The sequence below is a fragment of the Phytobacter sp. SCO41 genome, assembly GCF_003073275.1.
GTDB lineage: Bacteria > Pseudomonadota > Gammaproteobacteria > Enterobacterales > Enterobacteriaceae > Phytobacter > Phytobacter diazotrophicus.
This window is the reverse complement of sequence record NZ_CP027225.1, coordinates 4,206,463-4,232,459: the sequence shown is the minus strand read 5'-3', so window position 1 is coordinate 4,232,459 and position 25,997 is coordinate 4,206,463. Positions and strand designations below refer to the sequence as shown.

At 53.7% G+C, this 25,997-nt stretch carries 26 protein-coding genes; 13 read left to right on the top strand and 13 right to left on the bottom strand.

The features are described from left to right. Window positions 1-32: 32 nt before the first annotated feature. Window positions 33-959 carry a LysR family transcriptional regulator gene (locus C5523_RS20700; protein ID WP_052249353.1) on the top strand — a complete coding sequence of 309 codons (927 nt, stop codon included), beginning with the start codon at window positions 33-35 and terminating at the stop codon, window positions 957-959. A gap of 158 nt (window positions 960-1,117) precedes the next feature. Here the strand turns inward: C5523_RS20700 and C5523_RS20695 are convergent, their stop codons facing one another. The 6 genes from C5523_RS20695 to C5523_RS20670 form a co-directional block, all read right to left on the bottom strand. Beyond that, the gene (locus tag C5523_RS20695) at window positions 1,118-2,545 is read right to left on the bottom strand and encodes a methyl-accepting chemotaxis protein (RefSeq protein ID WP_108701882.1); all 1,428 of its coding nucleotides are present in this window, start codon (window positions 2,543-2,545) and stop codon (window positions 1,118-1,120) included. Window positions 2,546-2,886: 341 nt separating this feature from the next. Further along, the gene (locus tag C5523_RS20690) at window positions 2,887-3,906 is read right to left on the bottom strand and encodes an NAD(P)H-quinone oxidoreductase (RefSeq protein WP_108701881.1); all 1,020 of its coding nucleotides are present in this window, start codon (window positions 3,904-3,906) and stop codon (window positions 2,887-2,889) included. A 23-nt stretch (window positions 3,907-3,929) separates the two neighbouring features. Next, window positions 3,930-5,123: an MFS transporter gene (locus C5523_RS20685; protein ID WP_108701880.1), complete on the bottom strand. Its 1,194-nt coding sequence runs from the start codon at window positions 5,121-5,123 to the stop codon at window positions 3,930-3,932. 108 nt (window positions 5,124-5,231) lie between these two features. Then, window positions 5,232-6,152, bottom strand: coding sequence for a LysR family transcriptional regulator (locus tag C5523_RS20680; RefSeq protein WP_079497991.1), 921 nt, complete (start codon window positions 6,150-6,152; stop codon window positions 5,232-5,234). A 71-nt stretch (window positions 6,153-6,223) separates the two neighbouring features. Continuing rightward, window positions 6,224-7,405 carry an MFS transporter gene (locus C5523_RS20675; protein ID WP_108701879.1) on the bottom strand — a complete coding sequence of 394 codons (1,182 nt, stop codon included), beginning with the start codon at window positions 7,403-7,405 and terminating at the stop codon, window positions 6,224-6,226. Continuing rightward, window positions 7,402-8,547, bottom strand: coding sequence for a serine hydrolase (locus tag C5523_RS20670; protein WP_108701878.1), 1,146 nt, complete (start codon window positions 8,545-8,547; stop codon window positions 7,402-7,404). Before C5523_RS20670 ends, C5523_RS20675 begins: the two co-directional genes overlap by 4 nt. 112 nt (window positions 8,548-8,659) lie before the next feature. Between C5523_RS20670 and C5523_RS20665 the strand changes: the two genes are divergently transcribed. The 6 genes from C5523_RS20665 to C5523_RS20640 all read left to right on the top strand — a co-directional run bounded on the left by C5523_RS20665 (window position 8,660) and on the right by C5523_RS20640 (window position 14,551). After that, window positions 8,660-9,553 carry a LysR substrate-binding domain-containing protein gene (locus C5523_RS20665; RefSeq protein WP_103245847.1) on the top strand — a complete coding sequence of 298 codons (894 nt, stop codon included), beginning with the start codon at window positions 8,660-8,662 and terminating at the stop codon, window positions 9,551-9,553. A gap of 277 nt (window positions 9,554-9,830) precedes the next feature. Continuing rightward, window positions 9,831-10,064, top strand: coding sequence for a hypothetical protein (locus C5523_RS20660; RefSeq protein ID WP_108701877.1), 234 nt, complete (start codon window positions 9,831-9,833; stop codon window positions 10,062-10,064). A gap of 536 nt (window positions 10,065-10,600) precedes the next feature. Continuing rightward, window positions 10,601-13,438, top strand: a complete 2,838-nt coding sequence (locus tag C5523_RS20655) for a YadA C-terminal domain-containing protein (RefSeq protein ID WP_108701876.1) — start codon at window positions 10,601-10,603, stop codon at window positions 13,436-13,438. 80 nt (window positions 13,439-13,518) lie between these two features. After that, a complete protein-coding gene (locus C5523_RS20650) occupies window positions 13,519-13,980 on the top strand; it encodes a hypothetical protein (RefSeq protein ID WP_155525418.1) in 462 nt (153 codons plus the stop codon). Between the two features lies 1 nt (window position 13,981). Continuing rightward, window positions 13,982-14,323: a hypothetical protein gene (locus C5523_RS20645; RefSeq protein ID WP_108701874.1), complete on the top strand. Its 342-nt coding sequence runs from the start codon at window positions 13,982-13,984 to the stop codon at window positions 14,321-14,323. A 9-nt stretch (window positions 14,324-14,332) separates the two neighbouring features. Beyond that, entirely contained in the window at window positions 14,333-14,551 is a 219-nt protein-coding gene (locus tag C5523_RS20640; protein ID WP_041852315.1) for a hypothetical protein, read from the top strand. Between the two features lie 22 nt (window positions 14,552-14,573). On the opposite strand, the gene C5523_RS20635 is transcribed toward C5523_RS20640, so the two are convergent. Beyond that, complete coding sequence (locus C5523_RS20635; protein ID WP_079497913.1) at window positions 14,574-15,479, bottom strand: LysR family transcriptional regulator; 906 nt, start codon at window positions 15,477-15,479, stop codon at window positions 14,574-14,576. 110 nt (window positions 15,480-15,589) lie between these two features. Here C5523_RS20635 and eamB point away from each other — a divergent pair, with 110 nt between their 5' ends. The 3 genes from eamB (at window position 15,590) to C5523_RS20620 (ending at window position 18,048) form a co-directional block, all read left to right on the top strand. Further along, window positions 15,590-16,177: a cysteine/O-acetylserine transporter gene (eamB, locus tag C5523_RS20630; RefSeq protein ID WP_041852313.1), complete on the top strand. Its 588-nt coding sequence runs from the start codon at window positions 15,590-15,592 to the stop codon at window positions 16,175-16,177. Window positions 16,178-16,289: 112 nt separating this feature from the next. Further along, window positions 16,290-17,267 (top strand): fatty acid desaturase, encoded by a 978-nt coding sequence (locus C5523_RS20625; RefSeq protein WP_108701873.1) that lies wholly within the window; start codon window positions 16,290-16,292, stop codon window positions 17,265-17,267. Continuing rightward, entirely contained in the window at window positions 17,257-18,048 is a 792-nt protein-coding gene (locus C5523_RS20620; RefSeq protein ID WP_108701872.1) for a phosphate/phosphite/phosphonate ABC transporter substrate-binding protein, read from the top strand. The genes C5523_RS20625 and C5523_RS20620 overlap by 11 nt, the downstream gene beginning before the upstream one ends. Before the next feature lie 138 nt (window positions 18,049-18,186). Here the strand turns inward: C5523_RS20620 and C5523_RS20615 are convergent, their stop codons facing one another. The 3 genes from C5523_RS20615 to C5523_RS20605 form a co-directional block, all read right to left on the bottom strand. Then, window positions 18,187-19,788, bottom strand: coding sequence for an EAL domain-containing protein (locus C5523_RS20615; protein WP_108701871.1), 1,602 nt, complete (start codon window positions 19,786-19,788; stop codon window positions 18,187-18,189). A 109-nt stretch (window positions 19,789-19,897) separates the two neighbouring features. Then, on the bottom strand, window positions 19,898-21,574 hold the full coding sequence (locus C5523_RS27950; RefSeq protein WP_155525417.1) for a methyl-accepting chemotaxis protein: 1,677 nt from the start codon (window positions 21,572-21,574) through the stop codon (window positions 19,898-19,900). A gap of 402 nt (window positions 21,575-21,976) precedes the next feature. Continuing rightward, entirely contained in the window at window positions 21,977-22,393 is a 417-nt protein-coding gene (locus C5523_RS20605) for a helix-turn-helix domain-containing protein (protein WP_223878730.1), read from the bottom strand. Between the two features lie 625 nt (window positions 22,394-23,018). On the opposite strand from C5523_RS20605, the gene C5523_RS20600 reads away from it, so the two are divergent. From C5523_RS20600 to C5523_RS20590, 3 genes are all read left to right on the top strand, one after another. Then, the gene (locus C5523_RS20600; RefSeq protein WP_103245844.1) at window positions 23,019-23,828 is read left to right on the top strand and encodes a winged helix-turn-helix domain-containing protein; all 810 of its coding nucleotides are present in this window, start codon (window positions 23,019-23,021) and stop codon (window positions 23,826-23,828) included. Further along, window positions 23,815-24,288, top strand: a complete 474-nt coding sequence (locus C5523_RS20595) for a hypothetical protein (RefSeq protein ID WP_041852308.1) — start codon at window positions 23,815-23,817, stop codon at window positions 24,286-24,288. The genes C5523_RS20600 and C5523_RS20595 overlap by 14 nt, the downstream gene beginning before the upstream one ends. A 154-nt stretch (window positions 24,289-24,442) precedes the next feature. After that, entirely contained in the window at window positions 24,443-24,691 is a 249-nt protein-coding gene (locus C5523_RS20590) for a biofilm development regulator YmgB/AriR family protein (RefSeq protein WP_041852307.1), read from the top strand. Between the two features lie 109 nt (window positions 24,692-24,800). Here C5523_RS20590 and C5523_RS20585 read toward each other — a convergent pair whose 3' ends face one another. From C5523_RS20585 to C5523_RS20575, 3 genes are all read right to left on the bottom strand, one after another. Further along, complete coding sequence (locus C5523_RS20585; RefSeq protein ID WP_041852306.1) at window positions 24,801-25,013, bottom strand: hypothetical protein; 213 nt, start codon at window positions 25,011-25,013, stop codon at window positions 24,801-24,803. 163 nt (window positions 25,014-25,176) lie between these two features. After that, entirely contained in the window at window positions 25,177-25,479 is a 303-nt protein-coding gene (locus tag C5523_RS20580; RefSeq protein ID WP_041852305.1) for a hypothetical protein, read from the bottom strand. Between the two features lie 109 nt (window positions 25,480-25,588). After that, window positions 25,589-25,825, bottom strand: coding sequence for a hypothetical protein (locus tag C5523_RS20575; RefSeq protein WP_041852304.1), 237 nt, complete (start codon window positions 25,823-25,825; stop codon window positions 25,589-25,591). Window positions 25,826-25,997 lie beyond the last annotated feature (172 nt).

Sequence of the window (25,997 nt, the reverse complement as noted above, 5' to 3'; positions counted from 1 at the left end):
GTTTAATAGCGGGGTAAACGTGGGGGATAAACATGCAGCATGAATTACAGGGTATTCAAGCGTTTGTTAAGATTGCGGAAATTGGCTGTTTCACAAGGGCGTCACAATTTTTACACATCTCCCAGCCTGCCTTAACAAGGCGAATAAAAAAGCTTGAGGAGAGTTTGGGCACAACGTTATTTGAGCGGTCGACCAGACGAGTAAAACTGACCGCCGTCGGGCGAGATTTTCTGCCTAAGGCAAAGAATCTCATCGATTTTTATGAAAGCTCTATTCTCAGCATTAAAGAGATGGCAACGCATCAAACGGGGGTTATTACGCTCTCCTGTTTACCTACCGCCGCGTTCTATTTCTTGCCCTCCGTTATTCGTGATTACAATGAACATTACCCGAATATTCGCATCCGCATTCTTGAGCATAGTGCCAGCGACTGCCTCGAAGCCGTGCTTAATGGCGACGCAGATTTCGGCATAAATATGATAAACATCACACATCCCAATATAGAGTTTACCCCTCTGGTGAATGAACCTTTTGTTCTGGCCTGTAAACGCGATCATGAACTCGCCAAAAAATCGCTGGTGATGTGGGAAGATCTTGCCGGGCTCCGGCTTATCGGCGTCCGCAAATCGAGCGGCAACCGGCTTCTGATCGACCAGGCGCTCGAAGGGTTCGACTGGCAGCCGAACTGGTTTTATGAAGTCAGGCATCTCTCTACATCTCTCGGGATGGTGGAAGCGGGTCTGGGGGTTGCGGTTGTCCCCAGCCTGGCAATGCCTACCGATGAGCATCATGTGCTGGTTAGCCGCCCTCTTATAGAACCCGTTATCCGAAGAACGCTTGGCTTAGTGTTAAGAAGGGGGGATTCATTGAGTCCGGCGGCCGAGAAATTTCGCGAGATGTTGATGAAGCTATGGTCGCAGGATAAAACCAGCCCCTGGATTGGTAAATTCAGTCATTAAGCGCAAGGGGAGCGGCTGCCGGGCATGGGAGTGTCAGAATCGAGGGCTGCGAAGCGCAGCGATGCGGTGTTGCACTTACGCGTCACGGACACCTTCATGTTGTAAAACACTGCGGTGTCCGTGACGTTATAGATGTTCGTTCTTATGCCCGCTCTGACTCACTGTGCCCTGGCGGGGATGAGCTTTCTTGCAAAATCTGCGCGGGTGCTTTCTCGCCGTACCGTGGTGCCAGGGAGCGTGAAGTGACTGACCACCTCATTAAGGATTTCGGTTCTGGCGTTGAGATTATTGGCAGACGTCGTCACCTGTTGGACAAGTCCGGCATTTTGCTGTGTCACTCTGTCCAGCTCCGCAACCGCATGGTTGAGCTGTGAAATCCCCTTACTTTGTTCATCGGAGGCCAGTGCAATCTCGCCGATAAGCGTATTCACGCTGGCGACATTCCCTTTCACCTCTGTCATTGCCGCACCCGCAGCATCGGTAATCTCTTTGCCCTCATGCACCGAAACGATGGCTGATTTTATCAGGGACTCGATTTCCCGTGCGGCCGTTGCGCTACGCTGGGCAAGGGAACGCACTTCCGTCGCCACCACAGCAAAACCGCGCCCCTGCTCACCGGCTCGCGCCGCTTCTACTGCTGCGTTAAGCGCAAGGATATTGGTCTGGAAAGCAATGCTATTGATGGTTGAGGTGAACTGGCGAATCTGCTCAGAGCCGTCCGCGATACGGTTCATGGTGCTGGCAAGATTCTCAACCAGTTCGCTGGCTTTTTCCGTCGTTTCTGCGGTCGTCACTGACAGGTCGCGAACCTGGCGGGCGTTATCCGCGTTATGGCTTACCGTTGAGGTTAACTCTTCCATACTCGTCGCCGCCTGTTCCAGAGAGGCCGCCTGCCGCGTGGTGCGGTTTGCCAGGTCGCTATTGCCCGCCGCGATCTCACTTGCTTCGCGATGAAGCGCGTCACTGTTTTCGCTTATCGCGGTGACCGTCTTAAGGAGGCTGTGCTGCATTTCCCGCACCAGGGGGATCATCTGGCCGACGCAGTTACGTCCAATATCTTTCGGCTCACGGGTAAGGTCACCCTGCGCAATAATCTGGAAGTATGAACGAATATCGCCAACCGGTTTGACCAGATGGATGACCAGATAACAGTCACAGAACAGAACCAGCCCGCCGAGCGCAAACAGCGCGATGAGCAGCACTATATTCAGTCGCTTACCGTCAGATGAATTCAGCGCACTGTCGAAAACGGCATGCTGTGTCAGGTCTTTAATACGCGCCGTGGCTTCTGTTTGCCAGTTAGCGGAGGTGTCCGATAACGCCTGGGACAGCGTCGCCCATTCCGGGCCCGCCGGGATTTCATTTTTAAGCGCCTGTTTTTCAGCGTCTGTGCCATGTTGTAAAACCAGCGTGGCGTGGGCGAGGAAAAGGGCCTGTTGTGTCTGCGCCGCGCTCTGCTCGGCGTATTTATTCATGTTGTGAGCTGTGTAAGCGGCATAGCCACCGGTCGCGGTGATAAGTGCAAATGCCGTGAGCAGGATGCATAGCACAACGCGGCGGATGGTGAAGTTTTTTAATGAGTTCATAGTCGCGCTCTGTTTTAGAGAGGTGGCAAAGGGCGTAAACGGCACGCAATGTAAATCGCTCGATATTTGATAGTGTGCGATTTAGTTGGAGTCTAACAGGAGTGCTGATAAATAAATACAGGGGAGAGAGAAATAATTTTGCTAAGAAACTATATACATTTTGCATCCGATAACCGTGGCGCAAAATGGCCGTTGTTTTTTATAGGAATATGCAAAATATGCAAACTTTAATCGTTTATTCCTTGCTCAACGATAGGCGTTACTGTGGTGACGGAGGCGATCGGCCTCTTCTCGCTTCTCTGTTGGCGATGCCTGCCCTGGGCCAGACATCGCCGGTGCGTTTACTGCTCTATCACCAAAACCACTTTCCCGATATGTGCGCTGGCATCCAGCATTCGGTGTGCTTCACTTGCCTCGGTCAGTGGAAAGGTTTTAAAGACTTGCGGCTTCACCGACCCGGTTTCAATTAACGGCAACACGTTTTCGGTGAGGGCATCAATCAGCTCGGCTTTTTCCGCTGGGGTACGTGAACGCAGCGTGGAGCCCAGATGCGTGAGCCGTTTGCTGAGCATAGGGAACAAATTAACCTCTTTAGCTACGCCGCCAATCACGCCAATCTGCACAATGCGACCGTTCATCGCAGCAGCGGCATAATTACGGGCAACGTAATCCCCGGCCACAATGTCGAGAATAATATCCGCGCCATGCCCGTCGGTCTCACGATGAACGGCATCCACAAAATCCTCCTCTTTATAGAGGATGGCGGCATCCGCCCCCAGTTTCAGGCTGGCCTGGCGATGCGCTTCTGAGCCAACCGTGGTGATGATTTTTCCGGCGCAAAAGGCTTTTGCCAGCATGGTTGCCGTCGTACCAATACCGGATGCGCCGCCATGAATCAGGATAATATCGCCCGCTTTAAACTGACCGCGCTGGAACATATTGAGCCAGACCGTCATAAACGTTTCGGGTAACGCGGCAGCTTCGGTCAGGCTAAGTTCAGGCGGTAAGGGCAGGATATTGATTTCATCCGCCACGCAGTATTGCGCATAGCCACCGCCTGGGATCAGCGCGGCCACATGATCGCCCGGTTTAACGCGGTGTACTTTGCTACCGATGGCCACGACAACACCGGAAACCTCCAGACCGGGGATATCTGATGCGCCAGGCGGTGGCGCATATTGCCCTTTGCGTTGCATCACATCAGGACCGTTGACGCCCGCCGCGGCAATCTGAATCAGCACTTCATTCTCTTTAGGGCGCGGTACCGGGCGCGTTGTTGGTTTCAGCACCTCCGGACCACCGGGCTCTGTAATTTCGATGGCAGTCATGGTGTCGGGGATCACGTTCGTTTGTTCAGACATATTATCTCCTCAGTCCGTGCGTTTTAGCGATGCGACGGCGTTGATGTACTGATTAAAAGATGGGCGCACAGCGCCGTAACGGCAAAGAGTGCCCCGGTCAGCGCCAGCCCGTGCCAGCCGAGTGAAGCTGATGTGGTGGCCGCAACCGCCGTTCCCGTTGCGCCGCCAAGAAAATAGCTGGTCATAAACAGGGTATTAAGGCGGCTACGCGCGGTGGCCGAAAGCGCGGTAATACGACTTTGATTCGCCACCAGGCCCGCACGGTTACCGATATCAATCGTCGCCATTGCCACGATGAGTAACCACAGATGTGAAGCGCCGACGCCTACCAGCGCAAAAGCCGCCACCAACAGCAGTGCGCCAGCGAAAAGCATCTTGCCGGAACCCACGCGGTCGACCGCGCGGCCAATCGCCGGGGAAGCCAGCAGACCGGCGATTCCGACGAAACCAAATGCCCCCACGGCGTCCGGGCCAAATTCATACGGCGGGCGCGCCATCAACATAGCGAGCGTAGACCATAATGCGGAGAAGGCGGCAAACATCAGAAATCCCGTAGCGCAAGCGGCGCGAACGGTGGGTTCATCTTTAAACAGTGCCCACAGTGATGACAGCAAGGCGGTATAGGGGAGTGATGTAGCCTGCGCGGTTGACGGGAAGCGGAGGATAATCACCACCATCACCAGTACATCGATGGCGACGGCCAGCAAAAACATCATACGCCAGCCCTCACTGGCACCGACAAAACCACTTAAGGTGCGGGCAAACAGTAAACCTGCCGAGAGGCCGCTCAACAGCGTGCCTACAACCCGTCCACGTAGGGTCGGATCGACCAGACCCGACATGGTGGGGATAATAATTTGTGCGCTCACGGCACTGGTGCCGACCGCGAAGCTGGCCAGTTTTAACAGGTTAAAATTGGGTGCGACGCCCACCGCCAGCAGGCTGACCATATTGCATGCCAGCAGCGCGATGATGAGTCGTTTACGATCGACCCGATCGCCGAGTGGAACCAGCAGGAACAGGCCGCTGGCGTAACCAAGTTGCGTCAGCATGGCAATCTGGCCCGCCTGCGCATCGGAGCGCCCGAAGGTTGCCCCCATGCTGGCGAGTAGCGGCTGGTTGTAATAAAGCGTTGAAACTGCAAAGGCGCAGGCCAGGGCCATCAAAAAAACGGTGGTGGCCGAGAGCGGCGCTGACGATGAAGAAGAGGTAACCATGGTGGCATCAATCCCGTATCAAGAGTTGCCACCACTCTATACGGCACGATGCAGGATGATAACGCCGTTTCGGACGCAACATCTTTGCGCATTATGCAAAGATGAAGTTCAGGGTTCCCAGACAGGCGGTGTGCCGATGGCCTGGCAAAGTGCCGCATTAAAGGCGCGGACTTTGGCACCGGGCTGTGGCAACGCGCGCAGCAGATGAATGCGCGACGGAGCGGCATTCCAGGGTTCGCCGTCGAGCGAAAGACGCGTGAGTGCGCCCGCTTTCACATCCTGGCCGACAATCCAGGTGGGCAGAAAGGCGATGCCCATGCCCGCCAGTGCCGCGCTGCGTAAGGCTTCAAAATCATCGCAGCGAAAGAACACCCCGGCACGTTGCGCTTCGCTGTGCGAAAAACCGGGGATCTCCTTCCATCCCAGCAGGTCGGTGCCGTGCAGTTTATCGAGCAGGCGGTGCGAGACCAGTTCGCTGGCATTGACCGGCTGGCCTGCACGCGCAAGGTAAGCGGGGCTTGCCACCAGCAGGCGTGTCAGCGGCGCGAGCGTCATGGCGATAAGCGTGCTGTCCGGCAGGTCGCCCATGCGAATCATCACGTCCAGCCGCTCTGTGACCGGATTGTAAAGCCGTTCGGTGAGATCGAGTTCAACGCGCAGCGCCGGGTGTTCCGCTTCCAGCGCTGCGATGACCGGCAGAACGTATCGCTTGCCGAAAGAGGGCAGGCACGCGATGCGCAGGGTGCCGGACACGGAAATATCAAATGCTGAGACCTCCGCGTGAACATCAGCCAGCTCATCAAGCAGGCGCAGCGCCCGCTGGTACAGTTTCTGCCCCGAATCTGTCAGCGTCAGTGAGCGCGTTGAGCGAATAAACAACGCGACACCCAGCTCATGTTCCAGCGCATCAATTTGCCGCACCACGGCAGACGGGGTTTGTGCACGCTTACGCGCAGCAGCGGAAAAGCTGCCGCTGCGCACGACATCGGCGAAGACAGAGAGATACTCGGCAAAATTGGGCGTTATCATCTTTGCGCATTTCGCAAAATTATTCACAATACGCACAACATATCACGCTGCGTGCCGATGTGCTCGTTGCCTTACTGTTCGATGAATGACTGTTGCTCATTCGCGCAGGTTTTTTTGCCTGTTACCCATGTCACCCCCATCGCCACGGCCAGCAGTAAGAGCAACAGAGGGGGAAAACCGCCTGTTCCAGTGTGTTGTAACACTATGCCACCCAGCACGCCGCCGCCAGCAATCGCCAGGTTCCACACCGTTACCAGCATTGATTGCGCGATGTCTGTCGCCGCTTTGGCGCGGATCACCATCGCGGTCTGAAACAGGGTGGCGGCCCCACCAAAGGCCAGCCCCCACAGCGTCACCGCGACCCAGACCGTGGAGGCGCTGCTCGCATTCAGTTGCAGTAGCAGGGCGGCCAGCATAAACAGACCAACGCTCAGCACGGTGAGTCGGTGCAGGTGGCGGTCAATCAACACCCCCGTTACCGCGATACTCGCCAGTGAACACAGACCAAACAGTAACAGGACAGCATCCGTTCTTGCCGTTAACCCTGCGGGGGCCAGAAACGGCGAAATATAGGTGTAGAGCAGGTTATGCGCCAGTACGAAACAGAGCACTAGCAGCAGGACGCCGCCCACGCCGGGCAGTTGTGCGACGCGGCGTAGCGATAAGCGCTGTTGTACGGCTGCCGTGCCATGATCCGGGGCGCTCAGCCGCAGAACGATGATCAACAGCAGCGACATTACGCTAAGCATCGCAAAACAGAGTCGCCAGCCAATCAGGTTACCCACGAAAGTGCCGATGGGCACGCCAATGGAGAGCGCCAGCGGTGTGCCTGCCATGGCAATGGCGATCGCTTTTCCCCTTTTATGGACGGGGGCCATCGAGGCGGCGAACCCCGCCAGCAGCGCCCACAGAATACCGGCTGCGATGCCAGCGATACCGCGCGCAGCGAGCAGCAGCCAATAATCGGTGGCAAACGCGGTGACGGTATTTGCCAGCGTGAACCCGGCGAGCGTCAGCAACAGCAGGCGGCGGCGTCGCCACCCCTGCAGTAACGACATCAGAGGGATGGCGGCGATAAACGAGCCGATGGCATAGACCGTCACGCTTTGCCCGGCCGCCGCGGGCGTGATGGAGAGATCGTCTGCCATGAGCGTCAGCAACCCGGCAGGCAGCGTTTCGGTGACAATAGTGACAAATGCCGCCATCCCCAGCGCCAGCAGCGGCAAAATGGGCAGTCGTTCCGCGCCTGTCATGATGCCTCCCGCAGGCCGTGGTAGACCGCATCGCGCAGATCATTCACAAACTGTCCCGACATGCCTTCATACAGCGTATTGCTAAAGGCCACTACGCTGAGTGCCTGCTTCTGGTCGACAAACCAGGCGTGGCCGTAGGCGCCACCCCAGCGCCAGGTGCCGGGGGATTCCGGTGAGGCGGCGAGTTGTGGATCGCGAAGAACGGAAAAGCCCAGTCCAAAGCCCACGCCGGGGGCGTCCGGGAGTTCATGTGGCGCAATCTGATCGCGGCCCATTTCCGCTACCCATTCGGGGGCCAGCAGGGAACCGCCACCGCTGCGCAACGTCTCAAGCAGGCGCATCATATCGCCCACGGTGCCGACCATTCCCGCCCCGCCCGACGGGTACGCCTGGCTGTTGTAGACCCGTGACGGGCTGTAGCAGATACCCACAGTGTTCTCAAAAGGGGCTACAAACTCCCCCTCTTGCAGGCGGTGCGGCTCCGGCTGGTCATTTACATAGGCGGTGGCGACCTCTTGTTGTGGGGCTAGCGCGAAGGCGGTGTTGTGCATGGCCAGCGGCCCGGTAACCAGCGTTTTTATCGCCACATCCAGCGGTTGTCCCTGTACCTGCTCAATCACCGCCCCCAGCACATCGATGGCCAGCGAATAACACCACGCGGTTCCCGGCGCATATAGCAGAGGGACCGTGGCAATACGACGGACGTTTTCGTTAAGCGTTACCCCGGATGCATCCATCCCATCAGAAACCCCTGCGCGGGCGTAGGGGCCGTTCGCATCCTCTTCAAGGAAGCGGTAACCCAGACCGGCGCTGTGGCTCATTAACTGGCGCAGCGTGATGGTGGCCTGGCCGCCATTCGGCAAGGGCGGGGTAAAGTCAGGCAGGTAGCGGGTGATGGCCTCATCAAGATGCAATTTCCCCTGCTGCACCAGCACCATCGCGGCGGTGGTAACGATAGGTTTACTGACCGACGCAAGGCGGAAACGGGTATTCAGCGTCATCGGGCGCTGCGTTTCCCGGTCGGCGTAGCCTGCCGCCTGGTGATAAAGCGTTTGCCCATGGTGGGCGACCATGACTTCCACGCCCACCAGGCGGCGCTCATGCAGAGCCTGGCGGACAACGCGTTGAATGAAATCGTGCATATGTTCTCTCCTCAGTGTTCAACGTTTCCACAGTAGAAGCTTCGCGATTGCGGAAAAAGAGGGGTATATTTCATGACACTGCGGAGATAAATGTCCGTAATAGCGGGGGCGTATGGAAAGTCTTAACGGGTTTGTGGTGTTTGTGCAGGTGGCGGAGATGCGCAGCTTTGTGGCCGCCGGGCGTAACCTTGGCGTGTCGGCCTCGGCGGTCGGCAAGAGTATCGCCCGTCTGGAAGATAAGCTCGGTGTACGGTTGTTTCACCGCAGCACGCGCAGTATCACGCTGACGGCAGAAGGGCATTTACTGCTGGAGCGCAGCCGACGCATCCTCGCGGAAATCGAGGCCGCACAGCAGGAACTCACCCAGGCGGCGGAGCACCCGGTCGGACGTTTGCGACTCAGCTTGCCGCTGGTGGGCTCGCTGGTACTACCCGTACTGGGTGATTTTATGCGCCAGTACCCGCAGATCCAGTTGGATCTGGAATTTACCGACCGCATGGTGGATGTGATTGCCGAAGGCTATGACGCCGTGCTGCGCATTGGCCCGCCAGCGGATTCGCGCCTTTCTGCCCGCAAATTGGGCCACTTTCGTACCGTGGTCGTGGCATCGCCGGAGTATCTGGCCCGCTGTGGTGAACCGCAAACCCCTGCGGATCTTACGCGCCATGCCTGCCTGCAATACCGTTTTCCCTCAAGCGGCAAACTGGAGCGCTGGGTGATGCGTGGCAACGAGGCGGAAAACGAACTCGCGCTTCCGGCGACCATGGTATGCAATAACATTGAAACCCGCGTCTGCTTCGCGCTACGTGGGCTGGGCATTGCCTGGTTACCTGACTTCGCCATTCGTGAAGCGCTGGAAGAGGGGGCGCTGCGGGAAGTCCTGGCCGATTACGCCAGCCACACCGGCGTGGTACATCTTCTGTGGCCTGCCAGTAAACATCCCTCGCCAAAGTTACGTGTACTGATCGATTTTCTTAGCACGCGGCTCTTCCCTCCAGCAAAGTAAGAAGCGTCATCAAGTCAAAAAGAGCCACAGCCGTGCGCGCTGAGTACGGTTTGGGGGCTGAGGAATCCCCCACAAAAATGCGAGCACGAACGGTCCCCTCTCCTCTTTGGGGAGAGGGTTAGGGTGAGGGGGAAATGCGGCTCTGATGGTCATTCCGTTCACCTTATGTTCCTTGCTTTTCTGTCGCGACAGAACCCGTGAACGTGCCAGGGTGGCTCACCGCCACCACCCTGGCGACCCGGGCTCCCGGCAAAGAAAATCGCCGCTGGCGCGATCCATGATGCTTATGTCGTCTGACTTTCGGGTCGGGGACCAGCCTGCGTCCTTGCAGGCTATCCCCTCCGCCCGCTTCCCTGCGGGCGGCCCCGGTCAGCCGCAACGCCTCATCGATTTTCAGCCGGACCCTGTCATCGCTGCCACTGTTTTATTTTTATTAAGCGGCGTTGTCGCTGTAAAACGTAAGATTACTGGGAATTCCTCAGGTTTGGGGATGAGTGTCATTTTCTTTTAATGACTTTTTGTAGTCTTTGTTATTTCTTTTTCTTGCTTGATTGATTCATGTCTGGTCTTTGGTGATGTGAAACTACGTCTTTTTTGTCTTTTTCCTCTTTCTGACACTCTTCCACCTTACCTTTTTCTCAACACTGCCAAAAACCAGTCGTTTTACAGGTTAACACTTACCTTTGTTCAGTTTTGTTATCTTCTTATGCTGGTTTTTATCTTTTATTTATTGTTTTTAATGGTTTTATCTCCTTTTTTACCATCTTGTTGAAAAGAGTTATCAGTTATTTGTTTGGCGTGTTATTTATCACTCATGTGACTATTTGATGTCTTTAGAAAAACTTTTTAAAGCTATGAAATATTTTAAGACAAAAATATTAGTCTTTTCAAAGTCATCTTTAAAACCCATGTGTAGCTAATAAAGAAACAGTTGATAAGTCTTTTGTATGTCTGTAGTCTTCGCGACATTGAAGTCTTGATTAACTCTGGGGCTAGCGACATTGTCTGTGCCTCATTTTCAACTTAACGAATGATGGTAAGCACATAATGAAACGTAATACGGTTGCCAGACTGACGACCCTTGCCGTGCTGGTGGGTTCGATTTGTTCTGTGAACGCAACGATCTACCCTGGCACTATTGAACAATACGTTGCCGATATTCAGGCCACACGGCATGATCTCAACCAGGCCGCAGATGTGAATCGCAGATATAAAAACACCCATAATCAGATAGCGATGCTGACCGATGCGGAGATCAAAGAGTGGTCTAATGCAGGGCAGACGATGAATATCGCGTCCAGACATATGGCTGCCTTGCAGGCGGTCACAGGATTTACGCCTGCTCTGGTGCCGCAGGCCATTCCGACGGTGCAGCAGCAGACCCCGCAGCCGATGAAAGTGCCGACCCTGACAGCGCAGGCGGTACCGAGCGTGCAGCAGCAGACCCCGCAGCCGATGAAAGTGCCGACCCTGACAGCGCAGGCAGTACCGACCGTGCAGCAACTGACGCCGCAGCCGATGAAAGCGCCGACGCCGATCCCGCAGGCGGTACCGAGCGTGCAGCAACTGACGCCGCAGCCGATGAAAGCGCCGACACTGACTCCGCAGGCGGTTCCGACCATGCAGCAACTGACGCCGCAGCCGATGGCCGTGCCGACCCTGACTCCGCAGGCGGTTCCGACCGTGCAGCAGCAGGTCCCGCAGCCGATGGCCGTGCCGACGCCGATTCCGCAGGCCATTCCGACTGTACAGCAGCAGACCCCGCAGCCGATGGCCGTGCCGACGCCGATTCCGCAGGCGGTTCCGACCGTGCAGCAGCAGGTCCCGCAGCCGATGAAAGCGCCGACGCCGATCCCGCAGGCGGTACCGAGCGTGCAGCAACTGACGCCGCAGCCGATGAAAGCGCCGACACTGACTCCGCAGGCGGTTCCGACCATGCAGCAACTGACGCCGCAGCCGATGGCCGTGCCGACCCTGACTCCGCAGGCGATTCCGACCGTGCAGCAGCAGACCCCGCAGCCGATGAAAGCGCCGACCCTGACTCCGCAGGCGGTTCCGGGCGTGCAGCAGCAGACCCCGCAGCCGATGGCCGTGCCGACCCTGACAGCGCAGGCGATTCCGAGCGTGCAGCAGCAGGTCCCGCAGCCGATGAAAGCGCCGACCCTGACTCCGCAGGCGGTTCCGTCCGTGCAGCAGCAGACACCGCAGCCGATGAAAGCGCCGACGCCGATTCCGCAGGCTGTTCCGGGCGTGCAGCAGCAGACGCCGCAGCCGATGAAAGCGCCGACGCCGATCCCGCAGGCTGTTCCGAGCGTGCAGCAGCAGACCCCGCAGCCGATGAAAGCGCCGACCCTGACTCCGCAGGCGGTTCCGACCGTGCAGCAGCAGACGCCGCAGCCGATGGCCGTGCCGACCCTGACAGCGCAGGCAGTACCGAGCGTGCAGCAGCAGACCCCGCAGCCGATGAAAGCGCCGACCCTGACTCCGCAGGCGATTCCGAGCGTGCAGCAACTGACGCCGCAGCCGATGAAAGCGCCGACCCTGACTCCGCAGGCGGTTCCGACCGTGCAGCAGCAGACACCGCAGCCGATGAAAGCGCCGACGCCGATCCCGCAGGCGGTACCGACCGTGCAGCAGCAGACCCCGCTGCCGATGAAAGCGCCGACCCTGACTCCGCAGGCGGTTCCGGGCGTGCAGCAGCAGGTCCCGCAGCCGATGAAAGTGCCGACCCTGACTCCGCAGGCGATTCCGAGCGTGCAGCAGCAGACCCCGCAGCCGATGGCCGTGCCGACCCTGACAGCGCAGGCGGTTCCGACCGTGCAGCAGCAGACCCCGCAGCCGATGAAAGCGCCAACCCTGACAGCGCAGGCAGTACCGACCGTGCAGCAGCAGGTCCCGCAGCCGATGAAAGTGCCGACCCTGACTCCGCAGGCGATTCCGAGCGTGCAGCAGCAGACCCCGCAGCCGATGGCCGTGCCGACGCCGATTCCGCAGGCGATTCCGACCGTGCAGCAGCAGGTCCCGCAGCCGATGAAAGTGCCGACGCCGATTCCGCAGGCCATTCCGACTGTACAGCAGCAGACACCGCAGCCGATGAAAGTGCCGACCCTGACTCCGCAGGCGGTTCCGACCGTGCAGCAGCAGACACCGCAGCCGATGAAAGCGCCGACGCCGATCCCGCAGGCGGTACCGACCGTGCAGCAGCAGACGCCGCAGCCGAACACTGTTTCAGCACAGACTCAACATGCATCAGTGACAGTACCGCTGAAAACCTATCCGCAGACCACTGTAACGACAATGCCTGTACAGACTGTTATCACCGGGACGAAAGTGACCACCATCAATAGTCAACCTTCCGGGACGCCGCAAACTGGCGGGAATATTCAGGTGATTAATGTTGTGGGGCAGCCGGGTAAAAATGGCACCAACGGTACGAATGGTACGAATGGTACGAATGGTACGAACAGTGCGACGACATTAACGGTCAATGCCTGGACGGTCGATACGGCAGCGCGGACCCAGATTAGCCGCAACAATACCGCCATTTACAACAACACCACCAACATTTATCAGAACCGTAGCGCTATCTCTGCGAACCGTTCCGCGATTGCGGCCAACAAACAGCGTATCGATCAGAACAGCAAAGATATCCATGAAAACCGTAAAACGATCAACCAGGTGGGAGCGATGTCGCAAGCGACCAGTAACCTGCATTATGCTGGCCACCAGTCCGGGTATGCGGTGGCGGTGGGTGAATATGACAATGAAACTGCCGTTGCAGGCGGCCTGAACTTTGGTCTGACGGCGAAGACCTCGGTAAGCGTGCAGGTCTCCTATGACGGCAATGCGACAGGCGGCTCTGTCGGTTTATCGGGCTCCTGGTAATCACCCCACGCCGATACTGAGTAAGACGGGCGCAGTCACGATAAGCGTTAGGGTAACGCGTAAATGGAGAGAGACGTTTAATGAAGTTACCAACACGCATGAACATCGTGACGGGCGCCCTCCTGGCGCTCTGCGTGACGCAGGCTTATCAGTTGTTTTTCGTCTCAGATAATTTAAGCGATTCGGGCTGGGAGGCGAGTGATTCGCACTCGCCGTTTTTGAAAAGTATGCAGGCCTTTAAGCATGCGCTGATGTTTGCAACGGAGAGCGACGAGGTCGTGGACTATAGCGGGTGGTTTGAGGAAGACGAAAGCGTACAACACGTCGCCCCCACGCCATGCGAAAACAGTCTCCAGCGCCCGGAAGCGGGCACTTCAAACAGGATATTCGCCGCTGAAACAGACGTCTGTGACAATCCTGTTTATCGCGACTCTTCTGGCTGGCATTACAACCGAATCATGTTCAGACCCCATGAATCTAAACGACTTACAAAACACATTCAAAACCGGGTGTGCAACATTAAAGAAAAGGAATATCAGTAAGATGCGTAACATTTTAAGTGTGATTATATTGGCGTTTATGGTGACGGGGTGTATGACATCTGCGCCCATAACATCTACTCAGACCCGCAGTGAAGACGCAGCTACCTCCGCAGCTTCCGTTCCTGCGCAAACGTCAGCGCTGCGTCGCTGGTCCGGCTACGGCATTACCTTTGAGTATGTAAGCAAAGAAGAGGCGTTTATTGACGGTCAACGCGCCGACATTATCGAACGCGAACCTGGGGCAACGGTTTACCAGTCAGGCGACAAGACGGTGATTCACTATTTTCCTCAACAAAAAGCGTATTACAAACACGGTACAACGCTGGTGGGTTATCTCAAGTAAGGTCTGCTGATGAACAAGAATGAACGTTTTAACCAGTTAAATGCCGTTTCAGCGCTTCTCGGTGAGGAGACGCTGGAAACGGTATTGATGATGGACTCTCGTTTAATGATGCTCCCACTTGATGGAATGGCGTCGATTACCGTCACCCTGACCTCGGTCGAGGGGGTATCGTTGACGGCAAAGCGCTCAGGAAAACAGCAGGATGTGCGCTGGCGGGTTAAAGATTAATGCCTGGATGCCGCGCTACTATTTATCCGATTATTGCGGTGTTGGCCTGAGGTGCCGTCAGTGTTTCCTGCATACATTCCATAAACACCCGCATCGCCGGGCTGACAAATTTCCCCGCATGGTACGCGCACAATGCCTCGATCGTAAGTGCCGGGAGCGAAAAGGGCAGTTCAACCAGCGACCCGCTTGCCAGTTCATTTTCAACGGTAAAGCGCGGTAAAAATGAGATCCCAAGATTACCTGCAACACATTGTTTAATACTCTCAATACTCCATAACTCGATGGTGTTATCGAGAGTGATCTGGCGCTGACGCAAAGTGCTTTCAAAAATTTGGCGAAAGATGCATTGCGGTTCGTTGATGATAAAGCTGGCGGGGATATGCTGGCCTGAGCGGGTGAAATCGACGCCGTTAAGTTGTGGTGAGGCGACCAGAACTAAGGGCTGTTTGCCATAGCTTTGCATGGTCAGGGCTGAATCGTTGCCCACACGGTAAAAGATGCCAAGGTCCACCTCATCTGCCAGCAGTGCATCACGGATAGCGTAGCAGTTGAGTGACTGCAATGAGAGGCGAACGCCAGGCGCGCGTTGCTTAAACTTCTGGAGTACAGCGGGAATTTTATACGATAGCAGCGTTTCCCCGGCGGCGATACGCAGTTCGCCCGCTGGCTCGTCTTTGTCCAGCGCGGCCTGGCGTAGCCCGTCCATCACCCGCATCAGTTCATAGACATGCGGCAAAATATTACGTCCGGACTCGGTCAGGATCATCCGACGACCGATTTTTTCAAACAGCCGGAGCGACAGTTCTTGTTCCAGTTGCTGGATCTGAAAAGTGATGGTGGACTGTGTGCAGCAGAGTTTATTGGCTGCTCGGGCAAAGGATCCTTCTTCGACCACGGTTTTCAGTGTCATCAGACGACGCAGATCCATTCCTTCCCTCTTAAATTCATCGAAAATGTCGAAGTAAGAATAACAAATATTTCGATTTTTTTAAGTATTTGCGCAGGGTAGTTTAAACAAAAATTTTCTGAGGGATCCTTGTGAATACTGCCGTTATCACTGCTTTTCTGACCTATACGGTTATCTCTGCCATCACCCCCGGCCCTAATAATATCCTGGCGCTCAGTTCGGTGAGTGCTCATGGGCTCAGGCGCAGCGTGCGCGTGCTGGCGGGAATGACCTGTGGTTTTCTGGTGATTATGCTGTTATGTGCAGTTTTCACCATTACGCTCACCCATGTATTGCCCGCCGTCACTGGTTGGCTCAACATTCCTGGCGCACTCTATATTGTGTGGCTGGCACTGAAAATTGTACGCAGCGATCCGGCGACAGCGCAGGGAACGTCAATTTTACTGAGCTTCTGGACCAGCTTTGCACTGCAGTTTGCCAACGTCAAAATCATCCTTTATGGCATTACGGCGCTCTCTGCTTTTGTTTTGCCCTATACCCATAATATCGCCGTTGTTGCGGTGATGAGTGTAAGCCTTGCCCTTATCGGCGCGGCGGGAAATTTTTGCTGGGCGGTAGCAGGGCACTTGTTTCAGGCGTTACTGCGTCGCCATGCTCGCGCGGTGAATGCATTGCTGGCCTGTCTGCTTCTTTACAGCGCCATTCGTCTGTTTATTTGATAGCTGCGTATAGCGCTTTTTCGCAATAGCTCATCCATTTAAATACTTTGTTATTTCCAGCTTTTTCTCCCATCGTCGGCACAGAAAAAGGCTGAAAAAGGGCATTGAGTGGATGGCAAAAAGTAAGGCGGTTTACCTACACGAGCAGCAGCGCGCGTTTATCCGGCGGCTGTCCGGTTCCTGGCTGTGGCGCAGTGAATTTCCAACCTGGGCATTGATAGTCGTTATCTATGGTGGCTGGTTTGCCACGCTGGCCTGCCATGAAACGCTGGGTTTATTGCCCGCCACGTTACTGCTTATCTGGTTTACCGCCTGGTATATGTCATTGCAGCATGAACTTATTCATGGTCACCCCACGCGCTACCCGTGGGTCAACCAACTGCTCGGGCTGATGCCGCTGGCCGTCTGGTATCCGTATGGGTTGTACCGCGATTCTCACCTTGCGCACCACCGCGCCCACCTGCTGACGTTGCCGGATGACGATCCGGAATCCTACTACTTTTCCGCCCATCGCTGGCAGCGTTTACCCCGCTGGCAGCGCCGCCTTATCCAGTTACGTAATACCTTTCCGGGGCGTTTGCTGCTGGGCCCGCTATTCGACATCGTGCAAATGGTTGTGGGTATGATCACGGCATTTCGCACCCGCCAGCGTGATGCTATCGCGATGTGGCTGGTTCACGGGCTGTTATTGGTGGTGACCTTTGCGTGGATTGCCCACTGCGGCTTTTCGCTCATCTGGTTTGTGCTGGCGGTCAGTTATCCGGCGCTGGCGCTCACCAAAGTGCGCTCGTTCCTGGAGCACCGGGCAGAAGAAGACCCGCTGGCCCGCTCGGTGATTAACGAAGCCGCCTGGCCCTGGCGCGTGTTATTCCTTAACCTGAACTATCATTCTGTGCATCACGACTTACCGGGCGTCCCCTGGTACGGATTGCGCACGGTCTACTTATACGATCGCGCCGGTTATCAGGCACGCAACGGGGGATTTGTGGTGCGTGGGTATGGCGTATGGCTGCGGCGTTTCCTGTTCCGCGCTGTCGATGTGAACGCGCATCCGGGGTTTACCGCGAGCAATAACAATCATGCGCCATGAAGTTGCTTTTCCCATGTACGACCTGCACCGCCCGGACACCCTGGCGCTTATTCGCGCCGTGAGTGAACGGCTGGCGGCGAAGGGGATTACCGTCAACGCGGTCTGGCCGCAAGAGGCACTGCTTTCCCACTGGCGAAGTGACGCCCTTTTACTAAGCCAGACCTGTGGTTTTCCGCTGGTCACGCAGTTGCCCGACGTGCAAACGGTCGGCTGCTTTCATTATTCTGCTCCCGGCTGTGACGGCTTTCACTACCGCAGCCTGCTGGTGACGCGCGAGGAAAACACCCGGCCAACGCTGGCGGATTTCCGTGGCCGCGTGGCGGCCTGTAATAGTGTGGACTCCCAGTCGGGCTACAACGCATTACGCAAAATGGTGGCACCGCTGGCAGAGGGCGGGGCGTTTTTCTCATCCGTGGTATTGAGCGGTAGCCACCGACAATCACTGGTGGCGATTGGGCAGCGAAGGGCGGATATCGCGGCCATTGACTGCGTGAGCTGGGCGTTATTAGCGCGTCATGAACCTGAACTGCTGGCCGGACTGGTGGTGATTGGCTCAAGCCCGCTGGCCCCAGGACTTCCACTTATCACCGCAAAACAGACATCGGCACAGAGCCTTTTACTCCTGCAGGAGGCATTATTTGAGCTGGTCAACGATGCGCGTTACCAGGCGGTCTGCGACGCATTGTTGATAACGGGGTTTAGCCCGGTTGCGCGCGAGGCTTATTCCCCGCTGCTCGCCTGGCGCGATGAGGCGGCGGCGCTGGGTGTAACGCAGTTGTAGCCTCCCGGACAACACAGGGCATTTTACGCCTGCACATTCAGTGTTAACCTCGCTTTTCCTTACTGTGCAGAAGGTTTCCCCTGTGCCCATTGACACTGTTTGTGCTTTCCTGGCCGGGGTGGTTTTTTGGGCTGGCCCTTAAGCTGGCGACGACACAGCGCTAACCTCAAGCCTCATCCGCTTAATAAAGTCTTCTGCAGGCAGTGGACGGCAGAAATAGTAACCTTGCATGAAATCGACATTTTTTGCGCGCAGGTAATCTACCTGCGCCTGGGTTTCTACCCCTTCGGCAATCACCTTGAGCCGCATTTTTTTCGCCAGGTCAATGACGCTTTCCACCAGGCGAGTATCGGTATTGTTGTCTATCTGGCTGACAAACATTTTGTCGATTTTGAGAAATTCAGGCTGCAGTGCGCAAATATAGGCGAGGTTTGAATAACCGGTGCCGAAATCATCGAGCGCCACGGATATGTTGGCGCGACGCAGGGCGGCAAGCCATTCGTTCAATTGTGGCGTGACATGCAGCGGATGTCGTTCGGTCACTTCAACCACGATATGGCGTTTTTTCGCCTCCAGGTTGTGCATCATGTCGCTGATATCAATTTCAAAATGGGGATCAAGGCAATTTTGCGCACTGATATTAATGCAAATATAGAGTCCATCGGGAAAGTGATGGATAGCCTTCTGAAAATCGGCGGTGATTTGCTGCATCAGCAGCCGGGTTAATGGGCCAATCAGATGATGCTGTTCGGCCAGCGGAATGAAAATATCAGGTGAAACATAGCCATACGTGGGGTGTTTCCATCTGGCGAGTACCTCAAACCCGGCGATCTTACCCGTATCACCTTTAAAGAATGGCTGATAAAACGGATGAATCTGCCGTTGCGTAATCGCCTGCTGTAACGTCTGGAAGGGCGATGTGAAATAGCCCATCAGTCGCCAGAAGAGATAGCCGCACATTGTTGCAACCAGCAGGGCAAACGCGAGTATCGACGTGTTTTCCGCAATAAAGCGATACAAGGGTATCGCCACGGGGTATTGCCAGGCGACCGAAATCGGGAAGGTCGCCGACCTCAGGTGCATAAAGTGGTCGTTGTCCCCGGAGGCATAAATAATACTGCCGTCACTCCAGACCTGCGCGCCGCCAATTTGCAGATACATATTTCCCTGCACACCATCAAGGTTAAAGGCATTGTTAATAAAAGTGGCGCTGATATTGACCAGTAACGTATTGTTTTGAATATTGGCCAGATAATAAAGGGTTGGCATATCAAACAATAATGTTTCAACGGGAGCTTCTGTTGTGCCGATATGTGAAAACAGCCGTTGTGGAATTATTTTCCTTTGGGCCGCGGTTAATGAGGAGCAACCAATCGTATCCCCTTGCACAAAACTTATTGCCTGAATATGGGGGAAATGGTTCAGCAAAAACGCCTGTTCACGAGAGAGGCTGCCACTGCATATGACCTGTTGCGCCTGCAGGCTACTTTTAGCGGCATCGCTGGCTTCGCCCAGCAACTCCTCGGTATAGGTGAGGATGCTTTGTGCCGCGACGCGGGCATTTTCCCGTTCTGAATGTAGCTGATGCATCGCTATCAAACTAAGCCCTGATGCCAGCAAGACCAGTGATAAAAATACAGCGGCAATTAATTTCACCGTGCCTGTCATCACGACGAAACCAAAATACGTTTTCTGTTGCAGTTGTGAAAACAACGTTGCTGCTTTAATCAGGTTTGGCATAGTCCGGTGTCGTTGTCATAAAACAGAGTCAAAAGGGTGGCAATCGGTGGTTGTGTCGTCAGGCAATCAGCAATTACGATTGCCTGACGAGATTTAGAAAAACGGAGACTCAGAACTTAACCCAGTCGCCATTGTCATGGTTGCTGGCTTTTTTCGTCGGTAGTACTGGCAGATTACTGCGCGACAGCATCCGTTTTTCACTCTGAATGGCGGTCTCTTTAGCGACCCGGAAAATAGAAACCACTTTTTCGAGCTGTACCGCCTGATCTTCCAGCGAGCTGGCAGCGGCGGAGGACTCTTCAACCAGCGCGGCATTTTGCTGCGTGGTGGTGTCCATCTCTGCCATCGCCTGGGCAATTTGCGAAATGCCCCGGCTTTGTTCATCGGTTGCCGCGGCAATCTCGCCCATGATGTCGCGTACCTGGGCTACCGACGTCTCGATTTTGGACATGGCTTCACCCGCGCTTTCGACCAGCGTGAAACCACTGTCGACATACACCACGGACTCCTGAATCAGGTTTTCAATCTCTTTTGCCGATTGCGCACTGCGCTGGGCGAGGTTACGAACTTCGGCAGCGACCACCGCAAAGCCTTTCCCCTGATCGCCTGCGCGCGCGGCTTCAACCGCCGCATTGAGCGCCAGGATATTGGTCTGGAAGGCAATGCTATTGATAACCGTGGTAATTTCAGAAATGCGGTGCGAGCTGCTACGCACGTTCTTCATGGTGTCGATAACCTGCTGCGAGATCTGGCTACCCTGGCTGGCATTTTGCGATGCCTCTTCTGAGAGCAGACGGGCATGGCTGGCATTTTCGGCATTGAGCGCCACGGTGGAGGTTAGCTGCTCCATACTGGCGGCTGTTTCCACGACGGCGGCGGATTGCTGTTCAGTACGAGATGATAAGTCCATATTGCCTGCGGCAATTTCCGAGGATGACCGCGCCACACTCTCCACGCCATTACGCACGTCATAAATGATGTTTTTCAAATTCTCATTCATGGTGGCAACCGCCTGCATTAACAGGCCCGGCTCATCGCTACGGTTGCTGGTCAGCGTACTGGTCAGATCGCCTTTCGCAATTTGTTCCGCCACATACAGGGTTTCATTAAGCGGGCTGGTAATGGTGCGGGTGATCCAGAACGCTAAAGCGATACCGGCCAGGATACCAATCAGCGCTACCGTACTCATTTGCCATTGCACATTGCTGACGACCGTGGCGACAATTTGCTGCTGAAGATCAAACAGAGCCTGAATGGCGTTAGTCAAAACCACTGCCCGGTCAGTTAGCTGAGATGACAGGGTGGACTGTTCCGTCCACACATTGCGATAGTGCTCGAGTTCCGCAGCAATATGCTGGAAATAAGGCACATCATCGGTAAGCCAGCTTTTCTGGTCATCCGGCAATTGCAGAAGAAGCTGTTCCGTTGCTGTTTTACAGGCGGTCAGGCGAACAACAATCTCCTTTTGCAACTGTTCCGTCGGGTGGCTTTTATAGACCGTGACCTGTGAGTCAATATCACTCATCAGGAAAGCCACTTGCTCGGCGAGAAGTGCCTGGCTTTGAGTGAGTGCACTGTTTTTACTGGTTTTATCTGCCAGCGCGGAGTCGTCGTTGAGTTCCTGCGTATCCAGTTTTTTCTCGCTCAGCTTCTTCGTGTTCAGCGCTTTGGTGAACAGATTTAGCGTTTCGACATAGTCGTTAACCGCACCTGCTGTTTTGTCCAGAGCGCTTTTACCCTCCACCGACCAGGTGAATGTATTAAGCTGGTTGATAGTGTCCTGCATACGACGTACAGAGGTATTTATTTGATCTAAATATTTTTGATCAAGCGTATACTGAAAATTAGTTCGGCCAAGCCTTACGCTTGAAAGTGAATTAAAAAGATCGGTTGAAAGCTCGTTTTTGGTAACTTTATCCTGAATATTGTTTAAGCCAAACATACCGGAGGTCAAAACCGCGATTGTAACAAACAATACGATCGAGAAACCTAACAGTAATTTCCTGCCAACTTTCAGGTTTAAAAAAGGTTGTATCAGATTCATTTATTCTTCCAGTATCGGCATTACCGTCATTGGACGGTTTCATTGCATCAGTATTAAAGGGGGCAGATTACGTCCCGCGATCGGATTACAATAGAAAAAAAAGCCCTTTGCACGGGGGTGCGCAGGGCAAATCCCTGGCTGGCATCACTCTCGCAGGGTATCTGGCTTCTCCTCTTTTTTAATAGAGTGAGTCGGGAGTTCACTCACTCGATAATAAATTGGGGTAACGTCCTCATAATTTACGGTATAGCCTCGGCCTTTCTTATTTATGATAAAGTCACGGGGCAGGCCGATAAGAGTAAGCTTTTTGCTTAAGTTATTTAAAACCTGCCATAGCCGTTGCGAGGAAGGACTTAAGTTGCTCACTTCCCAAATGTTATGAAATAATTCTTCTTTACTGATGTTGTTATGTCGACCATATTTCAATAAGTAAAGAAAAAGATTCATCATCGTATCGTTAAAAACAACAGAGGCAAATATCAAATTGTTATCAGATTGGCTGGTTGGTAACCTGTACAATCGACGACTGTTAATGTCGAAATGTATTTCTTTACCAATCATAAATCCATATAAGCGATAGCCCATTCTGTCATGCTCGCATTAAAATAGATCGGCCTGATGCCGCGACACAGAGTGCTTCTCGATAAACCATACATTTATAGGGTGATTATATGGCTGATACCGAGGCTTTCCAATCTCCGATCCGCTGCGCTATTTCGGGGTGGATGCCACTCCACGCCTCAATCATTTAATCTCATCTAAATAGAACCTTTAGTTTTTTGTCCTGAAAAGTGGCTTTATCTTTCCTCTTTTAGCTGTTAAAGATTCTTTTTTTAGTCATCAAGATTTATAACTATATTTTTGTTAGAGGCTGGTCATTCATGCTGACATCAGCTTCTTGTTTTCGCCTCTGAGCCTGGCAGCGCCCTGTCTGGCGGAGAACATACTTTTGGTTCAATCAACGTGCCGGATGTCAGCTACTCTAGGGAATGTGAAAAAAAAGTGGAGTGACGTTATATGATTTATACTGAATGGAAAGCGATCCGCAGGCAGGAATACGTAGGTTTAGTATTTGAGAAAATGATAATAACATGCTGAAAATTAACAATAAAAATCTGAATCAGATTTTTGTGCGCGCGGTTGTTTCAAGGGGAGTCAGTGTGCGTATTTCTCTGATGATCACGCTATGAAGACTGCATGGTTGATTAACGATGTTGTCCTGTTTGAACCCGATGAGCGACGTCTTTGCGCGATACAAAACTACCCTGCCCAATGCATTATCCTCCACGGCCCGGTAAACGAATGCTTGTTGCAGCTTCTTTTACATAACGGAGAGGTGCTTTCGCAGCGTTTTTTATTTGATGCGGTATGGGGAAAGCAGGGGGCGGTAGTCACAACCAACGCTTTATATCAGGCTATTGCGTCAGTCAGAAAAGCGTTGAAGTCTGCAGGACTCGCCGATGATGTGATTAAAACAATTCCCAAGGCAGGGTTTAAATCTGTCGCGCAAATTTGCGCGGGGGAAGCGGCCGATTTTCTGCCACAGAGGACAGTTATCCCTGAGCCTGTTGAGGCCGGGTATATGCCCGTTGCGAATGACAATATAATCATCAACAAGCAAGACTCAAGATGGGATGCGCTATTACATTCACCTGTTGCCTTTTTTATGGCAGGCCTGCTTTTTTGTCTCTCATGTGCTGTGCTCTACGGCTCACTTAATTATGATAAAGCCGTGTTTGCGGATTATCAGCAGGTTGGAAAAATCGGCAACTGTGAGGTTTTTTCTTCCTGGTACGATGTGGAGCACAGTCGCAGTCAGTTTAACGCGTTATCGGCGCGTTATCCCATCACCTGTAAGCCAGGGGACAGTGCCTATATGACTGTCAATCGCCTGCAACAGGGAATATCAATCTTCATATGTGATAAAACACCTGATAGCGCTAATGCACATTGCAGGACCCTTTTTTATCGGCAGAAATATCATGAAAACCAATAAACTTTTTCTGCTCTGGGGAGCTATCTTAATCGCCATTGCGACGCCGCTACTTTGCGCCGGGTATCTCAGCTATCAGCGTAACCATTTTACCTGTGATGCACATGCCATTATTGTCGATGAGGATGCCATAATGGATATCATTACCAATTATTCATTCGATGGCGGTAGTGGTAGTTATGAATCATCGGGGAAATATATAAAAGGGACACAGCCGGCGCTGTCTACCAGTAATAACGTCTCTTTTAATTATTGGTATGAGAATGGGAAAATGATTATGGTGTCGAACGACACCAATGAACTGCCAAAACGGACGGAACCTTTACTGGACCAGATGCCTGATTTTTACCATCTTCGCGATCGTGGTATCAGTATCGATATCGTGCGAGCGAATGCGGCAAGTTACTATTTTGTCTATGGTCATACGCCAGTATTTTACTGTACAAAAAGCCGGAATGATTGATGTATGGCAAGCGGCAAAGCGCGTCTGGACCAGACGGTCAAAAAATTTCATCAATGACATTGCGGGTAATGAGATTGCTGTCTAATTTTATTCTTGGTTTGGTTCTTCTGACACCTTGCAGAGAGCCGTAGTTTACTTTTTTACAGGAATGAATATGCAGAGCACGACAACTGAGGAACAACTAAACGCCTTTTTTGGTCGCGATCCTCATGCTTTCGAGGCGGAAGAACAGCTTATCGCAGAAATCACGCAGAGCCTCCGTGCTCACAAGGCTGATGTAAGCAATAAAGACCTTATCTTTGCGCTCATTCAACTGCTTGAAATTGAAAAAGATGTCGTCAAACTGGATATCTATCGCAACGCGCTTGAAATGGTTGTTCAGAAAACCCCCGACGACGTTTAATTCAAATTTTCTGTTTCCCTGCCTGAAAACATGCTGCCTTCGCAATGAAATCGAAGGCAGCCATCAATCGTACTTGTCTCCGTCACGCCAGGATAATGCCGGGGAACCATTACAGCGGCTTTTTGCGCCGCTGTATCAGATAGTGTCGGGTGGCTTCCAGAACGCTTCTCTGGCGGGAACATGTTGCCATGACTTCCTGCGCGCGAAGCACCATGACGAGGTTATCTGCCTTTATGGGCAGGCGCGAATTCATAAGATAAGTGGCGGCCAGGCCAATCGCCTCATGGATTTCCTCTGGTTGAACTTGCTCATTTTCGTTCAATTACTCTCCCGTTGCTGAGATGACGAACGTCTTCTAAAGCCGTCAGGCCAGATCAAATTCACAATGAGCATTATGTCGGAACATGCTGACGCAAGTCTGATTAGAAGGGTACAGGTGGAATCGCAAACCTGTTAACCATACAGGTTAAACAGGGCGTGTATGCTTAGTGTTTGATTGCTTTGCTGATACTTAACAGAGTGTCGTCACGGAGTCGACTTTTGCGCTGGGTCGTTTGCAAAGACCAGGCGCTTTTTTTGCTGTGCTCGGGCTGCGTACGGAAATGGTGCACACCACTGATTGCGCTTCGCCAGGCTTCCTGCCTTTCACTGTCGGTTTCACTACTTAGGTTTTCCTGCAATTGCACAATTAAGGCATCGAAAGAAATATCATCCGCTGATTCCAGAAGCGTAAGAATCGCTTCTCCCATGACAGTATCTACAAGTTTGTCCTTATCATTTTTACTCATTTCGCCTCTCAAAATTTACGACACTGTTTTACACAAGCCCTAAACATTATGCACACTCAGGCCAAACCTGCCTCTTTTTGTTGATCTTATTTAAAAGATGGCCGCGCTTTCACTTCTGACCTTTGGTAAAGATCAGCGCCATTAAGGCGTTAAGTTGCGCTTCGGTTGCCGCGTCCGTCTCAGTCGCGATGCGGGCAGCAATTTTAAGGCAGATGGTGCGTTTGCTGATGGTTTGCTTAGCGTGCAACATCTCTATCACAAGCGCGCCTAACCTCTCTTCACACGAGCGCATCTGTGTTAAAGGGCACTTAATGGCACCATCATCGCTGTCACGGGTACCCTTCACGACGGCCTCATTCAGTCAGGATCTATAGCCAAAGATTTGGCGAACGCCATGCGGCAGGCAAGTTGATCCATAAGCGTAATCGAAACGCTAAAAAATGCAAAAATCCAGGGGTGATTTATTGAATGATAAGAGGGGAATTACCCGGTGCGGTGATGGCGAGGAGAGGAAGATG